Origin of the sequence: Paucibacter hankyongi (assembly GCF_037482915.1) — a bacterium.
Lineage (GTDB): Bacteria > Pseudomonadota > Gammaproteobacteria > Burkholderiales > Burkholderiaceae_C > Paucibacter_A > Paucibacter_A hankyongi.
Genome location: NZ_JBBHJX010000016.1, coordinates 35094 through 58386 on the forward strand (window position 1 = coordinate 35094; position 23293 = coordinate 58386).

Here is a 23293-nt window from a genome sequence, read left to right on the forward strand (position 1 = left end):
AACGAGGAGAGCCCAAATGAGTCACTTGCCCAGCCGTGTCACCTTGGTCGATGTGGGCCCGCGTGACGGCCTGCAGAACGAAAAGGAACCGGTCGCCACCGAGCACAAGGCGCAGTTGGTGCACATGCTGCAAGCGGCCGGCCTGAAGGAGATCGAGGTCACCAGCTTTGTGTCGCCCAAATGGGTGCCGCAGATGGCCGACAACGTGGCGGTGATGGCCGCCATCGAGCGCCAGCCCGGTGTGCGCTATGCGGTGCTAACGCCGAATATGAAGGGGCTGGAAGCGGCGATTCCGACTCGGCCCGATGAGATCGTGGTCTTCGCCGCGGCCAGCGAGGCTTTCAGCCAGAAGAACATCAACTGCTCCATCGCCGAGAGCATCGAGCGTTTCGCCCCGGTGGTGGAGGCGGCCAAGGCCGCGGGCATCAAGGTGCGCGGGGCATTGTCCTGCGCCGTTGGCTGCCCTTACGAGGGAGACATCAGCGCCGATCAGGTCGAGCGCGTGGTGCGTTTGATGAAGGACATTGGTGTCGAACATTTGGGCGTGGCCGACACCATCGGCGTGGGCACCCCGCGCAAGATCCAGGCGGCGATGGAGCGGGCTCTCAAGCATTACCCCTTGGTGGAGGTGAGTGGCCATTTCCACGACACCTACGGCCAGGCACTGGCCAATATCTATGCCTGTCTGGAGCTCGGTGTGCACCAGTTCGACACCAGCGTGGCCGGCTTGGGCGGCTGCCCATATGCCAAGGGCGCCACCGGCAATGTGGCCAGCGAGGACGTAGTCTTCATGCTCAATGGCCTGGGCATCGACACCGGCATTGACCTTGACAAGCTGGTCGATGCCGGCGCCTTTATCTCCGGCGTACTCGGTCGTTTGCCGGTTTCACGCGTGGGCCGCGCGCTGTTGACCAAGCGGGCTGCGGCCTGAGACGTTTAGGCCTGCAGGTGTTGGCGTAAAAAATCCAGGGTCCGAGTCCAGGCCAGTTCGGCGCTGGCGGCGTCAAACACCTCCGGCCTTGTGTCGTTGAAGAAGCCGTGCTCGGCGGCATAACGGTGGATTTCCGCTGAGGCAGGTACTTGACCTTGGAGAGTATCCACCGCGGCTGGTGTGCACCAGTCGTCTTGATTGGCAAAGTGGCCCTGGAAGGGGATCTTGATCTGCGTCGGGTCGGCCAATGCCGCCGGCGGAATGCCGTAGAAACAGCTGGCGGCGCTCAAGGCGGGCAGGTGCACCGCGGCGGCAATCGTCAGCGCTCCGCCCATACAAAAGCCGCTTACCCCAACCTTGTTGCAATGCTGCAGCAAGAAGTTCAGCGCACCGGCCAGGTCCTGGTGAGTGGCATCGGCGAAGTCGAGATTTTGCTTCAGATGCGTGGCCTCATCGGCGTTGTTGGCCAAGCGACCGCGGTACAGATCGGGCGCTAAAGTGGTGTAGCCGGCGGCGGCATAACGGTCTGCAATGGCGCATATGTTTGGGTTCAGCCCCCACCATTCCTGGATCAGGATCAAACCCGGCCGTTTCAGCCCTTCGGTGCTTTGGGCCTCGGCCAGATAGGCGCGGCTGCTGCCGCCATCGGGGCGTTGAAATTCAATCATCTGTCCCATCACATCTCTCCTGTCGGTCAAGCCACATTCTCGATCTGAAACACATGCAATGGGGCGGCGCGGCCGCGCAGAAACTGGGCTCCCAGAGGCGTGGCCCGCAGGCCGGGGATGGCGGCCTGCGTTTGCTCGCCGATCAGAATGCCGGCCTCACGCTCGGCGCATAGGGCCTGCAAGCGGGCCGCCAAGTTGACTGCGTCCCCCAGCACCGTGTACGCACGGCGCTGCTGCGAGCCCATATCGCCCACCACCATATGGCCGGTGTTGAGGCCAATGCTGATGCGCAAGTCGGGCCAGCCGCGCGCGGCGAAGCGCTGGTTGAGCGCCACCAAGCTGCGCTGCATCGCCTGTGCGGCCTGCACCGCATGGCGGGCGTGCTTGGGGTCATCCAGGGGCGCGCCCCAGAAGGCCATCACCGCATCGCCCATGTATTTGTCCACCGTGCCTCGATGCTCGCCAATGATGCGGGCCATCTCGCTGAAGTACTCGTTCATCAGCTCGGCCAAGGCTTGCGGCGGCAAACGCTCGGAGATGCCGGTGAAGCCGCGTACATCGGCAAACATCACCGTCAGCTCGGCGCTGCGGCTGGCCATCGAGTATTGCTCGGGCCGCTGGCTCATTTCGGCCACCAGGGCGGCCGGCACATATTGCCCAAACAACTGCGTCAGCCGGCGGCGGGCACCGCGTTCGCCCAGATGGGCCAGCAACAAGTGCAGGCCGAACAGGCCGGTCGCCAGGCACAGCGGGCCGGCCAAGGGCCAGGCCTCGCGCCAGCGCAACCAGGCCAGGCCGTTGAGCCCCAGCAGCGCCGCCAGCAGCAAGGCGGCCAGCAGCGTGCCCGCCCACAAGGGCAGCCGCAGCAACGCGAGCAGCAAGATCAGCGCGATGGCCAAGAGCTGCAGCGATGCCAGCAGCGGGCCATCGGCCGGATGGTGGGCCAGCGTGCCGTCGAGCAGTGCCGACAGCACGGTGGCATGGACTGCCACGCCGGGATAGACCGGCGCCAGCGGCGTGGCCCTTTGGTCCAGCAGGCCCGCCGCGCTGCTGCCCAGCAGCACGATGCGGCCGCGCAAGGCATCGGCCGGCAGCCGGTCGGCCAGCAGATCGGCGGCGGAGTAATGGATGAAATCAGCGGAGCGCTGGCGGTAGGGCAGCAGCACGCGACCTTGCTCGTCGGTGGCGACCCGGCGGGGGCCTTGCGGGCTGTTCAGTTGCAGGCCTGTCAAAGCGCCAGTGGCCGAAAACAGCGGTGTGAGCTGGGGGCTGTTGAGGGCAATTTGGGCCAGGCGCAGCGGCAGCGAGGCAAACACCTGCTCGCCTTGGCGGGCCAGCAGCAGGCTGCTGCGTGTCAGGCCGTCGCTGTCGGCGATGGCGTTCAGAAAGCCTGCTTGGCCGGCCGCTTCTTGCAGCCGGGCCAGGTTGCCGCCGTAGCCTTGCCAATTCGGCAAAGCCAGCAGGCCGCGTGCTTCTGCCGTCGTGGTGCTGAACAGCGGCGCCGGCAGGGCCGCGCTGCGGGTGTTGAGCTGCGACTCGGAGAAGTAAAAGCCCAAGACCACCGGATGGCGCGCCAAGGCCTGGGCCAGCTGCCCGTCGTCATCCAACTGCGGGCGCAGAGCCTGTAGCTCGGCCAAGAAGGCCGGGTTGTCGCTCAGGCTGCCACGCGCCATGCGCTCCAGCGCGGGCAGCCCCGAGCTGGCATCGGGCTCGGCCAGAATCAAGTCCATGCCCAGCAGGACGGCGCCTTCTTGCTCAAAGCAGCGCGTCAGCAGCTCGGCCAACAAGCCGCGCCGCCAAGGCCAGCGGCCATGGGCGGCCAAGGCCTTGTCGTCGATGTCCAGCACCACGATGCGCGGGTCGGCCTCGGGCGGGGCCGACCAGGCCAGGCGCTGGTCATACAGATAGCGCTCCAGCCCATCCAGGGCGGGCAGGTTGAGGCGGTGAGTGGCCTGGGCCAGCAGCAAGGCCAGCAAACTCAGGCCGGTCAGCCAGCGCAGCCCAGCGACCCAGCGGCGCGAGAGCCGACTAACGGAGCTTGATCTCGACACGACGGTTGCGCGCCTCGGCTTGCTCGTCGGCGGTGGCGATCAGCGGCTCGCGCTCGCCGCGGCCCACCACCTCGATGCGCTGCGCTGCCACACCTTGCTTGACCAGCAGATCGCGCACGCTGGCGGCGCGCGCCAGCGACAGCTTGTCATTCGCCTCCAGGCTGCCGACCCGGTCGGTGTGGCCGATCACCACCAGCTCGCCGGCCACTTGCGCGGCCAATGCTGCCCGGACCTCGGCCAGCACCGGTGCGGTCTCGGCCGTCAAGGTGTTGGAGTTGCTGGCGAACTGGACGACGAAGATGCGTGGGCGCATCGGCTGCATGGCCAGCAAGGCGCCGTAGTCGCGTTGCACCGTTCCCGCGTCGCTGCGGCTCAAGCTCAGCGCGGCGGGGTTCGCATCCGCTTGGGCATAGGCTTCGGCCAAGAGCAATTGCTGCGAGCCCGAGCGCGCTTGAACCAGCAAAGCGCCGCTGCTGCTGCCATCCGCCTTGGGCAGCAATATGACTCTCTCAACCGGGACTTGTGCGCAGGCCGCCAGCAGCAGGCTCATGGCGGCGCTTAACCAACGCGGGCTCATTCTTCGGCTCCGCCGACATCGACGATGAACTCGGTGCCGCGCACGCCCAAGACCACGCTGCGGGCCTGGAAGTTGACCTTCTCCGGCGCCTTCTTGGCAATCAAACCGGTCACCACATGCAGGCTGCCACGGCCTAACTTGGCTTGCAGGGCGCCGTCGTGGGTGGTGGTGTTGAAGCTGAAGCTGCTGATCAGCAAGCTGCTGTTGGGCCCGGCGGTCAGCAGGCTGTCGTCGCTCAAGGTCACGCCGGCCAGCCCGTCAGCGCCGGTGCGCAGGCGGTCGCCTTCTTGCAGACTCATGCCGGGCTGCGGCGTCAAGACCTGACCCCCGCGATCCAGCATGACGGTGCCGCTAAGGCGTTTGACCTGGCCGATGCTGGCCTTGGCGGAGATCTCTGCCGCATGCAGAGATGGCGCCGACAGGCTGCTCAGCAGCGCGGCCATGGTGGCCAGCGCGGTGAGACGAGAATTGAACAACAGGGGCATGGAACTCAGTCGGGGTTCAGGATCTTTGCTACCGGATTGGGGCGCAGCCGGAAGGCGTCCGGCAGGCCCGAGCCCAGCAGGGGACGCAGGTAGAGCCGGAAGGCATCGGTCACATCGGTGCCGCTGGCGCTGATGAACTCATTGTCCATCACGCGGGTCTTGCCGGCCACCGCCTCCAGCGGCAGCAGCGCGTAGTCCACCGAGTAGTAACCGCTGCGCTGGATGGCGACCGAACCGTCGCGGCCGGCATTGAAGGCGAATTGCACCGCCTTCTCGCCAACCTCGCGCGCCTCGCGTTGGTCCACATCCGAGACGCAGCCGATGAAGCTGCGTTGCAGATAGCCAAAGGTGTCGCCGCGCACCCGTTTGATGCCCAGCTTGGTCTTGATCTCTTCGCACAGCAGATCGGCCAGCGCGCCGTTGCCGGACAGCTGCACATTGCCGTGGGCATCGCGCTCCAGGTCCTTGGCCAATTGAGCGGCGATGGGCTCGCCGGTTGCGTCATGAATGCCTTCGGACACCGCAATCACGCAGCGCCCGTGGCGCTCGTACATGGCCTTCACATCGGCCAGAAACTGGGTCAGATCGAAGACGCGCTCGGGCAGGTAAATCAGGTGCGGGCCATCGTCGGGGAACTTCTTACCCAGGGCCGAGGCGGCGGTCAAGAAGCCGGCGTGCCGGCCCATCACCACGCCGAGATAGACGCCGGGCAGGGCCGCGTTGTCGAGGTTGGCGCCGGCAAAGGCTTGGGCGACGAAGCGGGCTGCGGAAGGGAAGCCGGGGGTGTGGTCATTGCCGACCAAGTCGTTGTCGATGGTCTTGGGGATGTGGATGCAGCGCAGTGGGTAGCCGGCGGCGGCCGCTTCCTCGCTGATGATGCGGGTGCTGTCGGACGAATCATTGCCGCCGATATTGAAGAAATGCGTGATGCCGTGGGCCTGCAAGACCTTGAAAATCTTGTGGCAGTAGGCGGCATCGGGCTTGTCGCGGGTCGAGCCCAGGGCGGAGGAGGGCGTCTGCGCGACCAACTCCAGGTTGTGGCTGGTTTCTTGCGTCAAATCAACGAAGTCTTCGTTGAGGATGCCGCGCACGCCATGGCGAGCACCATAAACCAGGCCGACCTGGTCTTGCCGGCGCGCTTCGAGCACCACGCCGACCAAGGATTGATTGATCACGGCGGTGGGGCCGCCGCCCTGGGTGACAAGAATCTTGCAACGCGACATGAGGGCTCCTGATGGCATTGTGATGCGTGTTGATTGTGGCTTAGCAAGCGTGTCTGAGGTGACCCAGCATAAGAGAATCTAATGGTGCTGAAGCGGCTTGAATCATGCTTGCGCGGCCGCCGCGATGGTCGTACAACATGCCACCACAACAAGGCTTGCACAAGCCACGGAGACCTCACATGAAGATCGGATGCCCGAAGGAAATCAAGAATCATGAATACCGCGTTGGCCTGACGCCGGCCAGTGTGCGCGAGCTGAGCTCGCGCGGCCATCAGCTGCTGGTGCAGACCGGCGCCGGTGCGGCCATTGGTCTGCTGGATGAGCATTACGTGGCGGCAGGTGCGAGCATCGCGGCCGATGCGGCAACGGTGTTCGCGCAAGCCGACATGATCGTCAAGGTCAAGGAACCGCAGCCGCAGGAATGCGCGATGCTGCGCGAAGGTCAGATCCTCTACACCTATCTGCATCTGGCGCCCGATCCGGAGCAAACGGCGGCCTTGGTCAAGTCAGGTGCTATTTGCATTGCCTACGAAACAGTCACCGGCCCCGGTGGCGGCTTGCCGCTGTTGGCGCCGATGAGCGAGGTGGCCGGGCGTATGTCGATCCAGGCCGGCGCAGCCCATCTGGAGAAGAGCAAGGGCGGTATGGGCGTCCTGCTCGGCGGGGTGCCAGGTGTTGCCCCAGCGCACGTGGTGATCATTGGCGCTGGCGTGGTTGGCACCCATGCGCTGCAGATGGCTGTTGGCCTGGGCGCGCGCGTGACCGTGCTGGACAAGAGCGTGGACCGTCTGCGTCAGCTCGATCTGGTGTTCGGCAATCGCATCACCACCCAGTACTCGAATGTGCAAAGCGTGGAGGAGTCGGTGCTGGCGGCCGATCTGGTCATTGGCGGCGTGCTGATTCCCGGCGCGGCGGCGCCCAAGCTGGTGACGCGCAATATGGTCTCCCGTATGAAGAAAGGTGCGGTGGTGGTGGACGTGGCCATCGACCAAGGCGGTTGCTTCGAAACCTCACATGCCACCACCCACGCCGACCCGACCTTTGTGGTCGACGGTGTGGTGCATTACTGCGTGGCCAATATGCCCGGCGCGGTGGCGCGCACCTCGACCTTTGCACTCAACAACGCCACCATTGGCCACGCAGTTGCGCTGGCCGACAAGGGCTGGCGCCAGGCTTTGAACGACAGCCCTTATCTATGCTCGGGTTTGAACGTGGCGCTGGGCCAGCTGACCTACGAGGCGGTGGCCCGCGATCTGGGTTACGAATATGTGCCCGCCGAAAGCCTGCTGAACTGAAAGGGCGCAGGGCGCGCCAGGTGTGGGGTTGCGTCCGGAGTCATTGATATGGATCATGGCTCCGGCGCCCAAAGGCGTTAGCGTTGAAAACCGGTTAACACTTGCCAAGGAGAAAAGCCATGTCTGACTTGACCCAAGCTCACAAGGATCGTTTGATGAAGGACCTGCACTCGGTGGTCACCGAGGCCGAAGGTCTGCTGCGGGCCACCGCCGGGCAAGCCGGCGAGGGTGCATCGGAGTTGCGCGCCAAGGTGCAGGCCAGCCTGGACCGGGCCAAACACAATCTGGCCGATCTGCAAGACGCGGCGGTGGAAAAGGCCAAGGCGGCCGGCCGCGCCACCGATGCCTATGTGCATGAGAAGCCCTGGCAGGCCATCGGCGTCGCCGCCGGCATCGGCCTGCTCTTGGGTATGTTGATCAGCCGTCGCTGAGCCTGGGGCGCCAGGGCGGCGCTGCCGCCTTGGCTTTGATGGGCGTTGAATAGCCTTGGATGGCGTTGATTGGCGTCGTTATGACGCGCGACGCTAGAGGGGTTAAGCGGTACCGCCTGAAGGCTGCGCCATCCATTTTTCCAGCTGATCGGCCGGCATTGGGCGGGCGAACAAATAGCCTTGGCCCTCGTGGCAACCGAGGCCAAGCAGCAGTTGGCGCTGCTCTTCGGTTTCGATGCCTTCGGCGATGACTGTCAGGCCCAGCCCGCGACCCAGGTTGATGACCATCTGCGCAATCGTCGAGCCCGCGCTGGAGGTTTGCGCCTCGCGCACAAAGGCGCGGTCTATCTTCAAACGATCAACATCCAGTTGGCGCAGATGGCTCAGAGACGAGAAGCCGGTGCCGAAGTCATCGATGGCCACGGTGATGCCCAGGCGCTTGATGTCGGCCAGTACATGCATCACCAACTCGGTGTCTTCCATGGCCATCGATTCGGTGATCTCGAGTTCGAGATTGCGACCATTGACGCCAATGTCTCGCATGGCGTTTGTCAGCACCGAGATGAAGTCCGGGTGACGGAACTGCGCCAGTGACACGTTCACGCACATGCGGAAGTCGCTGAAGCCCAAGTCCACCATGCGCTTGAGTTGGTGGCAGGAGGTGCGCAGCACAAACTCACCGATGCTGATGATCAGGCCGGACTTCTCGGCCAGTGGAATGAACTGATCCGGTGGCACAAAGGTGCCTTCCTCGGTGCGCCAGCGCAGCAGCGCCTCGGCGCCAATGGTGGCGCCACTGGGCAAGTCCACCTGCGGCTGATAGACGACGAAGAGGCGGTTTTCCTCAAAGCCGGCGCGCAAGCCTTTCAGCAGCTTGAAGCGCTCACGGGCATCGGTGCCCATCGCCGGGGAGAAGTATTGCGAGGAGCCACGGTGCTGTTGCTTGGCCTGTTTCAGTGCAATTTGGGCATCGAGCAGCAACTCGGAACCGACCGCCGCCGACTCGGTCAGTCGCACCAGACCGGTGGTGGCAGACAGTTGCAGACGCTCACCGGCGACCGCAAAAGGTTCCAGGAACACATCCTGGATGGACTCCGCGCAAACCTGTTCTTGCTGGCCCAGCAGCCCAAAAGTGTCGGCGCCGACGCGTGCCATCGAAGTGTTCAGGCCCAGTTTTGCGACCAAGCGCGCCACCACGGCGCGCAAGACCTGGTCGCCGAAGTGGTGGCCAAAGGCATCGTTGATGTCGGAGAAGTCGTCGATGTCGATCAGGGCCAGGGTCACACCCTCAGGGTCCTTGAGATTTTTGTCCAGCAACTCAACGAAGCGGTTGCGGTTTGGCAAGTTCAGCAGTTGGTCGTTGTAGGCTTGATCCAGCAGCTTGCTGTAAAGCACAACGTTTTCAAAGCCGACCGAAATATTGGAGCAAAAGGCACGCAGCAATTGCTGGTCCATCGGGCTTAAGGTGCGGCCTACATCGACCAGGGCCGCCATAGGACGGCCGTTGGAGAGGCCGAAATACAGGCAGGTGCCGTCTTCGTAAAGGTTCTCACGCTGAGTCAGGCAGCGCTGCAGTCGTTCGCGCACCGACTTGATCTGCACGGCCGCCAATGGGCTGTTGATCAGACCGCTGTATTGGCCAGCGGCGGCGACGATGCGCACCTCGGCATTGGCGTCATGCTCGACCTGCGCGCACACCAAGCCTTCGGGCAAGATGCCCAGCATGGCGCAGAGCTGGGTCACCACGCCTTCGGCGAAGCGATGCAGGCCGCGCATGCGGCTCAGTTCGGTGCTGGCTTCGACAATCAGTTCGAGGCCCCGCCGGTTCGCTTCGAGTGCGCAAATCTGCTTGTAGGAGCGGATCGCTGCCGTCAACACGGTGTAAAGCCGGGTTCGGGTCAGCTCGGACTTGGTCTTGTAGTCGTTGATGTCATAGGCCTGCACCGTCTCGATTTCAGGTGCATAGCCCGGTTGGCCGGTGCGCAGCACGATGCGCACGGCACCCAGGTGCAGGTCGGTGCGGATGAACTTGACCAACTGCAGGCCGGCGTCTTCGGACTCCATCACCACGTCCAGCAGGACCACCGCCAGATCGGGCTCGGCCGCCAGAACCTGTCGGGCTTCCGCCGCCGAGGTGGCGTGCAAAAAGCTCAGTGGCAGGCCTTCGACTTGCAGGCCTTGCATGGCCAATTCGGTAGCCTTGTGAACGTCGCTGTCGTCGTCAACGATCAGGATTCGCCATGGGCGGATCTGATGGTCGCCGTCGGCTTCGCCGTGTTCCGGGCCATCTAAAAATTCCAGCAGATCATCATCACCCGACGGGTCGGGCAAAGCCGGACTGTTTGTCTCGCGCATGAGGGGCCTGTGCTCCAGCCGATGAATTGACAATTGCGTAAGGGTATTGGATTGTGCACCGAGTCGCTATGCGCGCAATTGCCTATGTGGCGCCGTTTGCGACAGGATTGTTTGCGGTTATAGACGATTTGTCGCAGCATCGGTCTGGCAATCAATAAGTTGACGGTGTTTTTTCGGGAGGACGCGATGAGCAAGCAGCAAGAAGAACACGAAAGCAAGGCCGGAGCCATGGGCGGCGGCGCCGGCCTCGGTGAGCGAGCACGCCGCTTGCTGGCGCATGGCTTGGAGCTGTTGCAAACGCGCGTCGAACTGTTGTCGACCGAGTTGGAGGCCGAAAAGCTGCGCCTGTTTGCCGGCTTGGCCCAGGGCTTTATGGCGTTGTTGCTGGCCGCCGCGGCGCTGGGCATGTTGAGCCTGTGCCTGCTGCTGCTGACGCCCGAGGGCTGGCGCTGGTTGACGGCATTGGGCTTGTGCCTGCTCTACCTGGGCTTGGCCTTGAGCCTGTGGCAGGGCGCGCGCAAGCAATTGAGTCAGCCGGGCGGCATGTTCGCCGGCAGCGCGGCGGAACTGGGGCGTGACCGCAGCGCCCTGGAGCCTTGATCATGTTCAGCCGTGAGTTGACTGAATTGAAGCAGCGCCAATTGGCGCTGAAGCTGCGCAATATCGAGCTGCGTGCCGAGTTGCGTAGCGAGCTGGGGGCGCTGGCGCGTCCGGCCGGCTGGATGGGTTTGGCCGGCGGCGCGGCCGGCCTGGTCTTGCTGTTGGCCGGCTTGCGCCGGCCCGGGCGGCTTTCCAAAATGCTCGGTTGGACTCAGCTGGTGCTGCGCCTGATCCGCCTATTCAGCAAGCCTTGATGTGACCCCTCAACGTGCGGGCGACTTCTTGCCCGTGCCGACGCGCTGGCCGCCGCCGCTCACCGATGTGGTCTTGCGAACGGGGCCCGGGCGTTTGCCTGTGTCGCGCGGCGGCAGGCCGGTGTGTTGGGTCAGCAACTGACCCCGCTGCGGCGCAGCCCCTGCCTTTTTGGCCAGCGGCTTGGCGACCGAAGTTCTGACGCCGGTCGGGGTCGAATTCTTGCGCCGGGCACTCTCGTAGCTGCCATCGGTCACCGGCTGGTAGGTCGGGATCAGATGGTATTTGCCGTTACCAATCAGGTCTTCTCGGCCCATGGTCTTCAGCGCCTCGCGCAGCATCGGCCAGTTGTTGGCATCGTGATAGCGCAAGAAGGCCTTGTGCAGGCGGCGTCGACGGTCGCCGCGCACGATGTCCACGGTCTCACTGGTCTCGGCGTTGCGAGTGATCTTCTTCAGCGGGTTTTTGCCCGAGTGGTACATGGCCGTGGCCGTGGCCATGGGGCTGGGGTAGAAGGTCTGCACCTGGTCGGCGCGGAAGCCGTTCTTCTTCAGCCAAACCGCCAAGTTCATCATGTCCTCGTCCGAGGTGCCGGGGTGGGCGGCGATGAAGTAGGGGATCAGGTACTGCTTCTTGCCGGCTTCTTCGCTGGCCTGCTCAAACATCTGCTTGAACTTGTCATAAGTGCCGATGCCGGGCTTCATCATCTTGGACAGCGGGCCGCCCTCGGTGTGCTCAGGCGCGATCTTCAGGTAGCCGCCCACGTGGTGGGTGACCAGTTCCTTCACATACTCGGGTGACTTGATGGCCAGGTCATAGCGCAGACCGGAGCCGATCAGGATCTTCTTCACGCCCTTCAGGGCGCGCGCACGGCGGTAGACCTTGATCAGCGGGTCATGGTCGGTGTTCAGGTTTTGGCAGATGCCGGGGTAGACGCAAGAGGGCTTGCGGCAAGCCGCTTCGATCTCGGGGCTCTTGCAGCTCAGGCGGTACATATTGGCTGTGGGCCCGCCGAGGTCGGAGACGATGCCGGTGAAGCCCTTGACCTTGTCGCGCATCTCTTCGATTTCTCGAATGATGGAGTCCTCGCTACGGCTCTGGATGATGCGGCCTTCATGCTCGGTGATGGAGCAGAAGGTGCAGCCGCCGAAACAGCCGCGCATGATGTTGACCGAGAAGCGAATCATCTCCCAGGCCGGGATCTTGGTCGCGCCGTCGTGGCTGCCGTTCTCATCGGCATAACGAGGGTGGGGCGAGCGCGCGTAGTTCAGGTCGAAGACGTGGTCCATCTCGGCCGTGCTCAGCGGGATCGGCGGCGGGTTGATCCAGACGTCGCGGTCGCCATGGCGCTGCACCAGGGCACGGGCATTGCCGGGGTTGGTTTCCAAGTGCAGCACGCGGTTCGCGTGGGCGTAAAGCACCGGGTCGCTCTTGACCTGCTCGTAAGCGGGCAGGCGCACCACGGTGCGCTCGCGCGGCGGCATCTGGATCTTGCCAGCCAGAGCGCTTGCTGCCGGTGCGGCTGGGCTGGCAGCGTTGCGCACGATCTTGATCGGTTTGCTTCCGTCCGACTCTGGCGCCTTGACCTGGCCGGTCACGCAAGATGCAGCCTTGCTTTCGGCGGTTTCTTCAATCGTTTGGTAGGGGCTGATATGCGCGTCGATGCGGCCCGGCATGTCCACCTCGGAGGAGTCCAGCTCGAACCATTCATGCGAGGTCGGGTCATCGGTGCGGCGCATGAAGGCGGTGCCGCGCACATCGGTGATGGTCTCCACCTTGTGCCGTGCAGCCAGGCGGTGGGCAATCTCAACAATGGCCCGCTCCGCATTGCCGTAGACCAGCAGATCGGCTTTTGAGTCCACCAGAACCGAGCGGCGCACCTTGTCCTGCCAATAGTCGTAATGGGCGATGCGGCGCAGCGAGGCCTCGATGCCGCCGATCACGATGGGCACTTCGTTCCAGGCTTCTTTGCAACGCTGGGTGTAGACCAGGGTGGCGCGGTCTGGGCGCGCGCCGCCTTGGCCGCCGGGCGTGTAGGCGTCGTCGCTGCGGATTTTTCGATCGGCCGTGTAGCGGTTGATCATCGAATCCATATTGCCGGCCGCGATGCCGAAGAACAGATTCGGTTTGCCCAAGGCCTTGAAGGGCTCGGCGCTTTGCCAATCGGGCTGCGCGATGATGCCGACACGGAAGCCCTGCGCCTCTAGCGTGCGCCCGATCACCGCCATGCCGAAGCTGGGGTGGTCCACATAGGCGTCACCGGTGACGATGATGATGTCGCAGGAATCCCAGCCGAGCTGATCCATTTCTGCGCGGCTCATGGGCAGAAATGGCGCAGGACCAAAGCGCTTGGCCCAGAACGGGCGATAGGCCGTCAGGGCTTTGTTCGGTTTCGGTACGGTGAGGGTCGGGTGTGCGGACACGGCGGCGGCTCGGGAGATGGGCAACCCTAGATTGTCCCTGACTTGGGGCAAACCCGGGGAATACCGACAAAAATCAAGGGCTTAGGCGCGCAAAAAGTTCTCAAACCAGCGCGCAAAAGCCGGGGGTGCCTTATTTGGGGGCAGCGTCAGGCACCGAGCTCGCGCCGGATGAGGGGCCGGTGCTGCGGCGGCAAATGCCTTCTTGCCCCAGACGGGCGCGTTCTTCAGCCGTCAGCTGCGGCAGCAGGGCGGCGCCGCCCATCGCCAGGCTGCTCAAATAGCCCTCGACGGTGGCTTGGCCCACTTCCAGCAGGTCAAAAGAGTCGGGGTCCATGATCCACTGGTGCAGCAAGCCATCGACCATGGCCACCAGGGCTACGGCGGCGACACGCGTGTTGAGCCCTTTCGGCAATTGCCCGATGCTGACTGCGTGGTCAAACGCGGCTTGGTTCTGGCCACGCCATTCGCGGTGTGAGGCCAGCTTGCGCTCATGCAGGGCCTGCATTTCACCGCTGTACTCGACCTTTTGCATGGCGATCTCAAACACGCGTCGGGTGCGCTCGTTGTGCATGGCGGTGTAGAACACATTCACCAAGCCCCAACGCAATTCGGCCAAACTCAGATGGCCCTCCACCATGCTGGGCGGGTTCATGCCTTCTTCCAGCGGCATGGTGGCGCGCTCCATCATGGCGTTGAACAGTTCAGCCTTGTCTTGAAAGTGCCAGTACACCGCGCCGCGAGTCACGCCTGCGGCTTGGGCAATGTCTTGCAGCGAGCAGCGCGACACCCCGCGTTGCTGGAACAGCATTTCAGCTGCATCCAGCAGTCGGGTGCGGGTCTCTTCGGCTTCCTGTTTTGTTTTCCTGGCCATCGTGAGGTTATTTTAGACGATTTAACATACATTCGCGCATGTATGTTTATACTGCGAGCCATGTTGAACTGGTCGAGCAATGCCGATCAGGCTCCAGAACACCTCGGCACGCCGCCGCTGCCGCCCCTCGTCAACGAACTTTGTTGCCTCAAGATTTGAATTCTCAGCCGTCACCTCTCTATCAATTTGCGCCCAGCGGGCGCCCGAATGCTCATCAAGCCATGAAGAACCCCACTGCTTCTCCAATGAACTCCCCCCGTCTGGGGACCGGTGCTCGTCTGCTGTACTGGACGCCGCTGGTCATCGCCATTGCCGCCAGTCTGACGGCATGCGGCGGCGGCCAGCCGGCTGCCGCGCAAGGCCCGGGTGGTGGCATGCCGCCTCCACCGCAAGTGGGTGTGGTCCAAGCGCAAAGCCAAGCGGTTGCGCTGCAAACCGAATTACCGGGCCGTGTGGAAGCCCAGCGCACAGCGCAGGTGCGTGCCCGCGTCAATGGCGTGGTCTTGAAGCGTCTGTTCACCGAAGGCAGCGAGGTCAAGGCAGGCCAAGCCCTGTTCCAGATCGACCCGGCGCCTTATCAAGCGGCCTTGGACAGCGCGCAAGCGTCCTTGGCCAAGGCGCAAGCCAATTTGGTTCAGGCGGCCGCTCAGGCCGAGCGCAACAAGCCCTTGTTTGAGGGCAAGGCGATTTCGCAGCAGGAATACCTGACATCGGTGGCTGCCGCCAAGGCGGCCGAGGCTGACGTGGCCGCCGGCCGCGCGGCGGTGCAGAGTGCTCGGCTGAATCTGGAATATGCCCATGTCAGCGCACCGATCTCCGGCCGCATCGGCCGAGCTTTGGTGACGGAGGGCGCGCTGGCCAGCGCCGCCGAGGCCACGCAGCTGGCGCTGATTCAGCAAACCAGCTCGGTCTATATCAACTTCACCCAAAGCGCCAACGAGGTGCAACAGCTGCGCCGTGCCCTGAGCACAGGCCAGCTTCGCAAGGCCGGTGGCAGCAATGGCCAAGCCGCCGAGGTGCGCGTGGTGCTGGACGATGGCAGCGAGCTGGCCAAGCCCGGCAAACTCTTGTTCACCGACTTGAGCGTGGATGCCGGTTCGGGCCAAGTGACCCTGCGTGCCGAGGTGTCGAATGCCGAAGGCATGTTGTTGCCTGGCCAGTATGTGCGGGTGCGCCTGACGCAAGGCGAATTGCCGGCCGGTATTTTGCTGCCGCAGCAAGCCGTCAAGCGCGGCAGCCAGGGCGACACCGTGTTGGTGGTTGGCCCCGACAACAAACCCGTGCCGCGCGTCGTCAAGGTCGGCCAGGCGGCCGGCAATCAATGGGTGGTCTTGGATGGCCTGAAGGTAGGCGAGCAAGTCATCGTCGATGGCTTCCAGAAGATGTTTGTGCCGGGCGCACCGGTGACGCCAGTGCCATGGTCGCCTGCGGCCGCCGCTTCAGCGGCAGCACCGGCTGCCGCCCCGGCCTCGGCCGCCAGCGCCGCAGCGAAGTAAGGCGAGGGTTTAAGCAATGGCACGTTTTTTCATTGACCGACCGGTTTTTGCCTGGGTGATCGCTTTGTTCATCCTGGTCTTCGGTGCGGTAGCGATCACCAAGCTGCCGATCGCGCAGTACCCGACCGTGGCTCCGCCGGCGCTGTCCATCAGCGTCGTCTACCCCGGTGCTTCCGCCAAGACCCTGGACGAGAGCGTGATCTCCGTCATCGAACAGGAGCTCAACGGCGCGCCCAAGCTGGCCTATTTGGAGTCCGTCAGCCAGGCCAATGGCACGGGCGCCATCACCGTCACATTTGAGCCGGGCACCAATCTGGAGCTGGCTCAAGTGGAGGTGCAAAACCGCCTGAGTCGTGCCTCGCCGCGTTTGCCGGCGGCGGTGACCCAGCAAGGGGTGCGCATCGACAAGGCGGGTAACAACTTCCTGCTCTTCGTCACCTTGTCCAGCAAGGAAGGCAAGCTTGACCCGGTGGCCCTGGGCGACTATGCGGCGCGCAACATCATTCCCGAGTTGCAGCGTTTGCCCGGCATCGGTCAGGCTCAGCTTTTCGGCACCGAGCGCGCCATGCGGATTTGGTTGGACCCCGCCAAGCTGCAGTCCTTCAACATCAGCACGGCCGAAGTCAACGCCGCCATCCGCGCACAAAACGCGCTGGTGCCGGCCGGCTCGATTGGTGAGCTGCCGAATCTGTCGACCCAGACCATGGCCGCGACCGTGGTGGTCAAGGGACAGTTGGAAAGCGCCGATCAGTTCCGCAACATCGTGCTGCGCGCCAATGCCGACGGCTCCAGCGTGCGCTTGAAAGACGTGGCGCGGGTTGAACTCGGCGGCCAAAGCTATGGCTCCTATTCGCGCTTGAACGGCAAGCCCAGCACCGGCATCGGCATTCAGCTGGCGCCGAGCGGCAATGCACTGGCGGCCGCGACCGCAGTGAAGGACCGCATGGCAGAGCTGCAGCGCTTCTTCCCGGAAGGCATCAATTACGAGATCCCGTACGACTCGTCCAAGTTCGTCAACATCTCCATCACCCAGGTGGTGCACACCTTGGTGGAAGCGGTGGTGCTGGTGTTCTTGGTGATGTTCTTGTTCTTGCAGAACTGGCGCTACACCTTGATCCCGACCATCGTGGTGCCGATCGCGCTGCTGGGCACTTTCGCCATCATGTTGGCCATGGGCTTCTCGATCAACGTCCTGACCCTGTTCGGCATGGTGCTGGCCATCGGTATCTTGGTGGACGACGCCATCGTGGTGGTGGAGAACGTCGAGCGCATCATGAACGAAGAGGGCTTGAGCCCGCTGGAAGCCACCCGCAAGGCGATGGGCCAGATCTCCGGCGCCATCATCGGCATTACCGTGGTGCTGGTGTCGGTGTTCGTGCCCATGGCCTTCTTTGCCGGCTCGGTCGGCAATATCTATCGCCAGTTCTCGCTGGCCATGGTGGCCTCGATGCTGCTGTCGGCGCTGATGGCGCTGACGCTGACGCCGGCCCTGTGCGCCACCTTGCTGAAGCCTGTGGCGGCCGGTGAAGCGCATGCCAAGACCGGCTTCTTCGGCTGGTTCAATCGCGGCTTCTCGCGTACCGCCAAGGGCTACGAAGGCTGGGTCGCCAAGCTGCTCAAGCGCAGCGGCCGCATGTTGCTGGTGTACGGCGTGGTGATTGGCGCCGTGGGCCTGATGTACACCCGCATGCCGACCTCCTTCCTGCCCAATGAAGATCAGGGTTATCTGATCGTCAATGTGCAGCTGCCGCCGGGCGCTACCCTGAACCGCACCCAAGCTGCCGTCAAGCAGGTGGAAGACTTCATGCTCAAGCAACCCGAGGTGCAGTCCACCGTGGGCGTGTTGGGCTTCTCCTTCTCGGGCCAAGGCCAAAACGCCGCACTGGTGTTCGTGCCTTTGAAGCCCTGGGATGAGCGCAAGGGTCCGCAGCACAGTGCGCAAGCGCTGGCGGGTCGTGCTTTTGGCGCCTTCATGGGCGTGCGTGATGCCTTCATCTACCCGCTCTCGCCCCCGCCGATTCCCGAACTGGGCACGGCCACCGGCTTTGCCTTGCGTTTGCAAGATCGCGGCGGCCTCGGTCACGAAGCGCTGCTGAATGCCCGTAACCAGCTGATGGGTATGGCCAGCAAGAGCAAGGTCATCACCGGCATGCGCCCTGATGGCCTGGAAGACGCGCCGCAATTGCAGGTCGACATCGACCGCGACAAAGCCAACGCCCTGGGCGTCAGCTATGAAGCGATTGCCAATGTGATCGGCACCCAGCTGGGCTCGGCTTACATCAATGATTTCCCGAACGCAGGTCGTCTGCAGCGGGTGGTGGTGCAGGCCGACGCGGGCGCACGCATGCAGCCGGAAGATCTGCTGAAGTTGAACGTCAGCAATGCCAAGGGGCAGAGCGTGCCTCTGTCGGCTTTTGCCTCCACGCGTTGGATCACCGGCCAGATGCAGGCGGTGCGCTACAACGGCTACCCGGCCATGCGTTTGGCGGGCGACGCGGTGCCGGGCGCCTCCACCGGCGCGGCCATGGCCGAGCTGGAGCAGATGGTCAAGCAATTGCCGGCCGGCATTGGCTATGAGTGGACCGGCATGTCGCGAGAGGAAAAGCTCTCCGGCTCGCAGGCCACCATCCTCTTGGCCTTCTCGCTCTTGGCGGTGTTCCTCTGCTTGGCGGCGCTGTATGAAAGCTGGAGCATTCCGCTGTCGGTCTTGTTGGTGGTGCCGCTGGGCCTCTTGGGCGCATTGGCCGGGGCAACGCTGCAGGGCATGCCCAACGATGTGTTCTTCAAGGTCGGCCTGATCACCATCATTGGCCTCTCTGCCAAGAACGCGATTCTGATCATCGAGTTTGCGAAGGACTTGCAAGCCGAAGGCAAGGGCTTGGTGGAGGCGATTTTGGAGGCCTGCCATCTGCGCTTCCGCCCCATCATCATGACCTCGATGGCCTTCATCCTGGGCGTGATGCCGCTGGTCTTCGCCACGGGTGCGGGCTCGGCCAGTCAGCGCGCCATCGGTACCGGCGTGATGTCCGGCATGATTTCGGCCACCGTCTTGGCGGTCTTGTTTGTGCCGGTGTTCTTCCTGGTGGTGCGTCGCATCTTCAAGGGCAAGGCAGCCCCGGTGACGAGCCCGGCTGCGCAGGAGTAAACCATGATGACAAGAACAAGCATGAGCAAGAACTTGATTGCCGCCGCGGCGGCCCTGATGCTGAGCGCTTGCGCGTCCATGGCGCCTGAGCACCAGAGGCTGGTGCCAGCCATGGCCGAGCAGTGGTCCAACTCGGCAGGCCCGGCGCAAGGCGTGGCCGCCAGTGATCTGGCCTGGCAGAGCTTTTATGCCGGCGATGCGCGCTTGCAGGCTTTGATCCAACTGGCGCTGGACAACAACCGCGATCTGCGCGTGGCCTTGCTGAACGTGGAGCAAGCGCGTGCCATGGCGGGTGTGGCCGAGGCCAATCGTTGGCCGACGGTGGGCGCCGGTGTGAACGCCAGCCGTCAGCCCGACGGCAAGGGCGGCAGCCAGAACAACTACCAAACCGGCCTGCAAATCAGCGCCTATGAGTTGGACTTGTTCGGCAAAGTGAAGAGCCAAAGCGATGCCGCCACAGCCCGCTTTCTGGCCAGCGCCGAAGGCAGCCGCGCGGCGCAGATCAGTTTGATCGCCGGCGTGGCGGCGGCGCATTTTGCATTGCAGGCCGATGAAGAACTGCTGCTCCTGGCGGCGCAAACCGCCAAGGCCCGCGAGGACAGCCTGCGTTTGACCCGCATGCGCTTTGATGCGGGCGCCAGCTCTTCACTGGAGCTGAATTCGGCAGAGTCCGCAGCCGCTTCGGCTCAGGCCAGTTTGGCGCAAGCCAAGCGTCAGCGCGAACTCAGCGAGAACGCTCTGGTGCTTTTGATCGCCCAGCCTTTGCCCAAGGACCTGCCCAAGGCGCAAAGCCTGGCGCTGCAGCGCACGCCGAACTTGCCGGCGGGTCTGCCCTCTGAAGTCTTGGTCAAGCGGCCTGATGTATTGCAAGCGGAACAATTGCTGATCGCGGCCAACGCCAATATCGGCGCGGCGCGTGCGGCTTTCTTCCCGTCCATCAGCTTGACGACGAGTTTGGGTACGGCCAGCAGCGAGTTGTCCAATCTCTTCACCAACACGGTGTGGAGTGTGGCCGGCCAGGCCTTGATGCCGATCTTTGACGCCGGTCGCAACCAAGCCAATTTGCAGGCCAGCAAGGCGGCGCAAGGCATTGCGGTCGCGCAGTACGAGAAGACGGTGCAAACCGCCTTCCGCGAAGTGGCAGATGCCTTGGCAGGCAAGGCCACCTTCAGCGATCAACTGCAAGCGCAGACCGCTCAGGCTCGCGCTGAGGCCGAGCGTCTGAAGTTGGTGGAGCTGCGTTTCGCCAATGGCGCCTCCAACAGCCTGGAGTTGCTCGACGCACAACGTGCGAGTTATGCCGCCCAGCAGGCCTTGCTGCAAGTGCGCTTGGGCCAGTTGCAAAACCATGTGCAGCTCTACAAAGCCTTGGGTGGAGGCTTGGCCAAGAGCTGAGGCTTAGGTTTTCTGCATGTCAGGGCGCCGGTGTCGAGAGACTCGGCGCTTTTTTGTTGTGGCCTGATCGCCGCCGATCAGTAAAGCAATCGCTGAGACCTGGATTTTGAAAGCCCGGGCCGGGGGCGATCAGCTAGTGAACGAGAGTAGCTTCAGTGCGCTCGCACCCAGGCCAAGCCTTCAGCGGTGGCGTAGCGAATCGCAGCGCGTTGGCTGATGAATCGCGGTGTGAAGCGCATGACCCGGTCATGGCTGGCCATGCCGCGGCCAGAGCGGATAGAAACGGACGCGGCGTAGCTGCCATCGTCCTGCGGTTTGATCATGGGTGAGACAAGATATTTGCCCACCTCAATGCTTTTTGTAGTTTGCATTTTTTCAAAGAGGTGTGCGTCTTGACGCAGCGTTAGCGGTCCAGACGCGATTGGAGAAGGGCTTGTGCTGCCGCGAGTTGATCCGCTTGCTTGACGGGCAATAGCGGTCTTGACGCAGTGGATCGAGAGTCTTCTAGGCCTCTATCGATCTCGGGGCTGGGCTTGGGTGCCCGGCTTGGCTTCGGGATGATGCGCGGCCGTGGCGGGCCGTCCCGGCTTGCCTGGGTGAGGCAAGGCACTTTCAGTGTGCTGGGTCAATCGATCGACACTTCGTGCACGATCATTGCCTGGCTTTGGTTTTTCTTCTTCTTGGCCCGACGCTCACGCGTCTAGCAAAAACAATGGGTTGACACTTGCGCGTCAACCCATCGGTTGGCAGCGCCACCAGGGCGCCGCCCGAGCTCAATTACAGAGCGCGGATGTTCGAAGCTTGCAGACCCTTGGGGCCTTGCTTGACTTCGAATTCAACCTTTTGGTTTTCGGCCAAAGTGCGGAAGCCGCCGTTGTTGCGGATTTCGCTGTGGTGAGCGAACAGGTCCTTGGAGCCGTCTTCAGGAGTGATGAAGCCGAAGCCCTTGCCGTCGTCGAACCATTTCACGGTGCCGGTTTGCATTGTTGTCATGATGTGTTCCTTTGGAAACAATTAAAAAAACACTCCGCGACGCGCACACAGGCGCGGCTCTGCGGAGACAGAAACACTCAAGAACAGTCAAACGGGGAGTTGAAACTGAAGCGAGCCCAAGTGCGTGTTGAAGCGAACTGTTGCGGTCGGGTGCGATGTGGACATCGAACCAGCCGCGGGGGCTGCAGATTGAAGACCTTGAAGAAACGGTCTTGTGCGTATCTATCCGGCTAATGTATCACAAATGCTCTGGGCGCGCTGAGTCATTTGTGGCTGGGCGCTTGGGCGCGACCGACCGCTCATCAATTCTCGGCTCCGCGGGGCTGCGGTGATACTTCGAGCCCTGATGCAGAAAAGGTGAAACGATGAGAGTCGATATCGGTGCCGGGGTGCGTTTGTTTGTTGATGTCGAGGGGCCGGGCTTGGTGCCGGATGGCGCGGTCATGCGAGAAAAGCCCACGCTGATTTGTATGCATGGTGGCCCTGGCTTTGATCACAGCGCCTTCAAGCCGGGTTTCTCGGGCTTGGCCGATATCGCCCAAATCGTTTACTACGATCACCGCGGCCATGGTCGCAGTGATGCCCGGCCGTCCTCCGAGTGGAATCTGGATACCTGGGCCGATGATGTGGTGCGGCTGTGTGATGCGCTGGGCATCAGCAAGCCTATCGTGCTGGGGCAATCCTTCGGCGGTTTTGTGGCGCAACGCTATATCGCCCGCCATCCCGACCATGCGGCCAAAGTCATTCTGTCCAGCACTTCGCCGCATATGGCGATCGAGCGCAAGTTAGCGATGTTCGAAAAGCGCGGTGGCCCCGAGGCACGCGAGTTGGCCCGGCGGTTTTGGACCGACCCGACACCGGCCAACTGGGCCGCTTACTGGACGGGTTGCCGGCATCTGTACAACACCCGGCCGCCGCTGGACCCGCAGGCTGGATCGCGGACCTTGATGCGTGAGGAAATCCTTTTGCACTTCGTCGCGGGAGAGAAGCGGGGGCTGAACCTGCTGCCGGGCCTGGCTTTGGCGCGATGCCCGGTCTTGGTGATGGCGGGCGAGGAAGACCCAGTCTGCCCGCTGCAGGACGCGCGCGATATGGCCGCCGCTTTACCGGCGCAGTGGTCCCGGCTGGTGAGCTTCCCGGATGTGGGGCATGGTGCTTGGCGCGACAACCCCGATGCGGCCTACGCAGTGCTGCGCGAGTTCATCCTCGCTTGAGTGATCAGCCGCTGATCAAGGCGGCCAGTTCGCGTTCAACCAGCGAAGCGTCGCCCAGATTCATCTCGATCAGGCGGCGCAGGTGGGTGATGCTTTCGATGTCGATGCTGCGGCACAGAAAGCCCGCGTGGTCGCCCTCAATATGGGCCAACTCGCCGGCCATGGCGATGATGGTTTCGCCATCCGCCAAGCGCACCTTCAGCAGGCAGGGCATGCCCAGCGCTACATCGGTGGCGCCGGACAGGCGCAGTAGCGCGCCCTTCAAGGAAAGATCGAGCACCTGGGCATCCAGGCGTTCCTGTGTGGTGATCAGTTCGGCCTCGACGTCGAAGGCGACGCGGGCGAACTGGCGGCGTTCGGTATTGATGGCAGCCTCCTGTAGCTTGGTTTTGATGCTAGCAGAGGGCGCTAGCGCTGTCAGGCCTTGTTAGACCTCATTCACCGCGTAAATCGTGCTTTGGTCGACGGCCTGCTGCAGCCGCAGCGGCACCACCGCATCCAGTCCCATCGACTCCAGCGTGTACCAGGCGGCGCGCAGGTAGGCGACGGTCGCTTGCCTGGCATCGTTGGCCTGCTGCGTGGTGCTTGCGTGATTGAACTGCAGCGGCGGGGTATGACCGCGTCGGTGTGGCGGGTTGCGCGAAGCCACCGGCGGGGCCTTGTAGCGCATGGCAATGCGGGCGAGCAGCGTTTGAACCTCATCGCTTTGCGTGTGATGAGGGCCCAGCAGGCGGGCGAGGTCGCCCAATACTTGCTCGGCGGCGGCCGCCAATAGTCGGGCCGCATGGTCGCTGCCGCCAGCCAGATAGTGAGCGGCGGCCAGGTCTGCATATTCCAGAGCGATGGCCAGTTTGGGCAGGTCTGCGTCGGTGCTGCTCATGGTGTCAC

General features: G+C 63.4%; 21 protein-coding genes. 9 read left to right on the forward strand and 12 right to left on the reverse strand.

Annotated features, from left to right (window positions below; translation table 11 throughout):
* Positions 1-16: 16 nt before the first annotated feature.
* Positions 17-931 (forward strand): hydroxymethylglutaryl-CoA lyase, encoded by a 915-nt coding sequence (locus WG899_RS18675; protein ID WP_339597167.1) that lies wholly within the window; start codon positions 17-19, stop codon positions 929-931.
* A gap of 5 nt (positions 932-936) precedes the next feature.
* Here WG899_RS18675 and WG899_RS18680 read toward each other — a convergent pair whose 3' ends face one another.
* From WG899_RS18680 to WG899_RS18700, 5 genes are read right to left on the reverse strand one after another with little or no spacing between them, the layout of a single operon-like run.
* Positions 937-1608: a dienelactone hydrolase family protein gene (locus WG899_RS18680; RefSeq protein WP_339597168.1), complete on the reverse strand. Its 672-nt coding sequence runs from the start codon at positions 1606-1608 to the stop codon at positions 937-939.
* Between the two features lie 17 nt (positions 1609-1625).
* On the reverse strand, positions 1626-3650 hold the full coding sequence (locus tag WG899_RS18685; protein WP_339597169.1) for a CHASE2 domain-containing protein: 2025 nt from the start codon (positions 3648-3650) through the stop codon (positions 1626-1628).
* A complete protein-coding gene (locus WG899_RS18690) occupies positions 3628-4227 on the reverse strand; it encodes an OmpA family protein (RefSeq protein WP_339597170.1) in 600 nt (199 codons plus the stop codon). Before WG899_RS18690 ends, WG899_RS18685 begins: the two co-directional genes overlap by 23 nt.
* Positions 4224-4712 (reverse strand): FecR domain-containing protein, encoded by a 489-nt coding sequence (locus WG899_RS18695; protein ID WP_339597171.1) that lies wholly within the window; start codon positions 4710-4712, stop codon positions 4224-4226. The genes WG899_RS18690 and WG899_RS18695 overlap by 4 nt, the downstream gene beginning before the upstream one ends.
* 5 nt (positions 4713-4717) lie before the next feature.
* Positions 4718-5935, reverse strand: a complete 1218-nt coding sequence (locus tag WG899_RS18700) for a 6-phosphofructokinase (protein ID WP_339597172.1) — start codon at positions 5933-5935, stop codon at positions 4718-4720.
* Between the two features lie 179 nt (positions 5936-6114).
* Here WG899_RS18700 and ald point away from each other — a divergent pair, with 179 nt between their 5' ends.
* Both ald and WG899_RS18710 read left to right on the forward strand, forming a co-directional pair.
* Positions 6115-7230: an alanine dehydrogenase gene (gene ald, locus WG899_RS18705; protein ID WP_339597173.1), complete on the forward strand. Its 1116-nt coding sequence runs from the start codon at positions 6115-6117 to the stop codon at positions 7228-7230.
* 119 nt (positions 7231-7349) lie between these two features.
* Positions 7350-7661, forward strand: a complete 312-nt coding sequence (locus tag WG899_RS18710) for an ElaB/YgaM/YqjD family protein (RefSeq protein ID WP_339597174.1) — start codon at positions 7350-7352, stop codon at positions 7659-7661.
* 102 nt (positions 7662-7763) lie between these two features.
* Here WG899_RS18710 and WG899_RS18715 read toward each other — a convergent pair whose 3' ends face one another.
* On the reverse strand, positions 7764-10016 hold the full coding sequence (locus tag WG899_RS18715; RefSeq protein ID WP_339597175.1) for a GGDEF/EAL domain-containing response regulator: 2253 nt from the start codon (positions 10014-10016) through the stop codon (positions 7764-7766).
* A 186-nt stretch (positions 10017-10202) separates the two neighbouring features.
* On the opposite strand from WG899_RS18715, the gene WG899_RS18720 reads away from it, so the two are divergent.
* Together WG899_RS18720 and WG899_RS18725 are read left to right on the forward strand one after the other, a co-directional pair.
* The gene (locus tag WG899_RS18720; protein WP_339597176.1) at positions 10203-10616 is read left to right on the forward strand and encodes a phage holin family protein; all 414 of its coding nucleotides are present in this window, start codon (positions 10203-10205) and stop codon (positions 10614-10616) included.
* 2 nt (positions 10617-10618) lie between these two features.
* The gene (locus tag WG899_RS18725) at positions 10619-10870 is read left to right on the forward strand and encodes a hypothetical protein (RefSeq protein ID WP_339597177.1); all 252 of its coding nucleotides are present in this window, start codon (positions 10619-10621) and stop codon (positions 10868-10870) included.
* A 9-nt stretch (positions 10871-10879) separates the two neighbouring features.
* Here the strand turns inward: WG899_RS18725 and WG899_RS18730 are convergent, their stop codons facing one another.
* Both WG899_RS18730 and WG899_RS18735 read right to left on the reverse strand, forming a co-directional pair.
* On the reverse strand, positions 10880-13291 hold the full coding sequence (locus WG899_RS18730) for a YgiQ family radical SAM protein (RefSeq protein ID WP_339597178.1): 2412 nt from the start codon (positions 13289-13291) through the stop codon (positions 10880-10882).
* 130 nt (positions 13292-13421) lie between these two features.
* Complete coding sequence (locus WG899_RS18735; protein ID WP_339597179.1) at positions 13422-14162, reverse strand: TetR family transcriptional regulator; 741 nt, start codon at positions 14160-14162, stop codon at positions 13422-13424.
* A gap of 245 nt (positions 14163-14407) precedes the next feature.
* Between WG899_RS18735 and WG899_RS18740 the strand changes: the two genes are divergently transcribed.
* The 3 genes from WG899_RS18740 to WG899_RS18750 are packed head-to-tail and all read left to right on the forward strand — an operon-like array spanning position 14408 to position 20198.
* Positions 14408-15658 carry an efflux RND transporter periplasmic adaptor subunit gene (locus tag WG899_RS18740; RefSeq protein WP_339597180.1) on the forward strand — a complete coding sequence of 417 codons (1251 nt, stop codon included), beginning with the start codon at positions 14408-14410 and terminating at the stop codon, positions 15656-15658.
* A 16-nt stretch (positions 15659-15674) separates the two neighbouring features.
* A complete protein-coding gene (locus WG899_RS18745) occupies positions 15675-18803 on the forward strand; it encodes an efflux RND transporter permease subunit (RefSeq protein ID WP_339597181.1) in 3129 nt (1042 codons plus the stop codon).
* A 3-nt stretch (positions 18804-18806) separates the two neighbouring features.
* Positions 18807-20198, forward strand: coding sequence for an efflux transporter outer membrane subunit (locus WG899_RS18750; protein ID WP_339597182.1), 1392 nt, complete (start codon positions 18807-18809; stop codon positions 20196-20198).
* A gap of 152 nt (positions 20199-20350) precedes the next feature.
* Here WG899_RS18750 and WG899_RS18755 read toward each other — a convergent pair whose 3' ends face one another.
* Both WG899_RS18755 and WG899_RS18760 read right to left on the reverse strand, forming a co-directional pair.
* Positions 20351-20569: a hypothetical protein gene (locus WG899_RS18755; protein ID WP_339597183.1), complete on the reverse strand. Its 219-nt coding sequence runs from the start codon at positions 20567-20569 to the stop codon at positions 20351-20353.
* A gap of 406 nt (positions 20570-20975) precedes the next feature.
* A complete protein-coding gene (locus WG899_RS18760) occupies positions 20976-21182 on the reverse strand; it encodes a cold-shock protein (RefSeq protein ID WP_058720877.1) in 207 nt (68 codons plus the stop codon).
* A 374-nt stretch (positions 21183-21556) separates the two neighbouring features.
* Here WG899_RS18760 and WG899_RS18765 point away from each other — a divergent pair, with 374 nt between their 5' ends.
* Positions 21557-22405 carry an alpha/beta fold hydrolase gene (locus tag WG899_RS18765; RefSeq protein WP_339597184.1) on the forward strand — a complete coding sequence of 283 codons (849 nt, stop codon included), beginning with the start codon at positions 21557-21559 and terminating at the stop codon, positions 22403-22405.
* Between the two features lie 4 nt (positions 22406-22409).
* Here the strand turns inward: WG899_RS18765 and WG899_RS18770 are convergent, their stop codons facing one another.
* Together WG899_RS18770 and WG899_RS18775 are read right to left on the reverse strand one after the other, a co-directional pair.
* Entirely contained in the window at positions 22410-22826 is a 417-nt protein-coding gene (locus WG899_RS18770; protein WP_339597226.1) for a PilZ domain-containing protein, read from the reverse strand.
* A 6-nt stretch (positions 22827-22832) separates the two neighbouring features.
* The gene (locus WG899_RS18775) at positions 22833-23285 is read right to left on the reverse strand and encodes a hypothetical protein (RefSeq protein ID WP_339597185.1); all 453 of its coding nucleotides are present in this window, start codon (positions 23283-23285) and stop codon (positions 22833-22835) included.
* Positions 23286-23293: the final 8 nt, after the last annotated feature.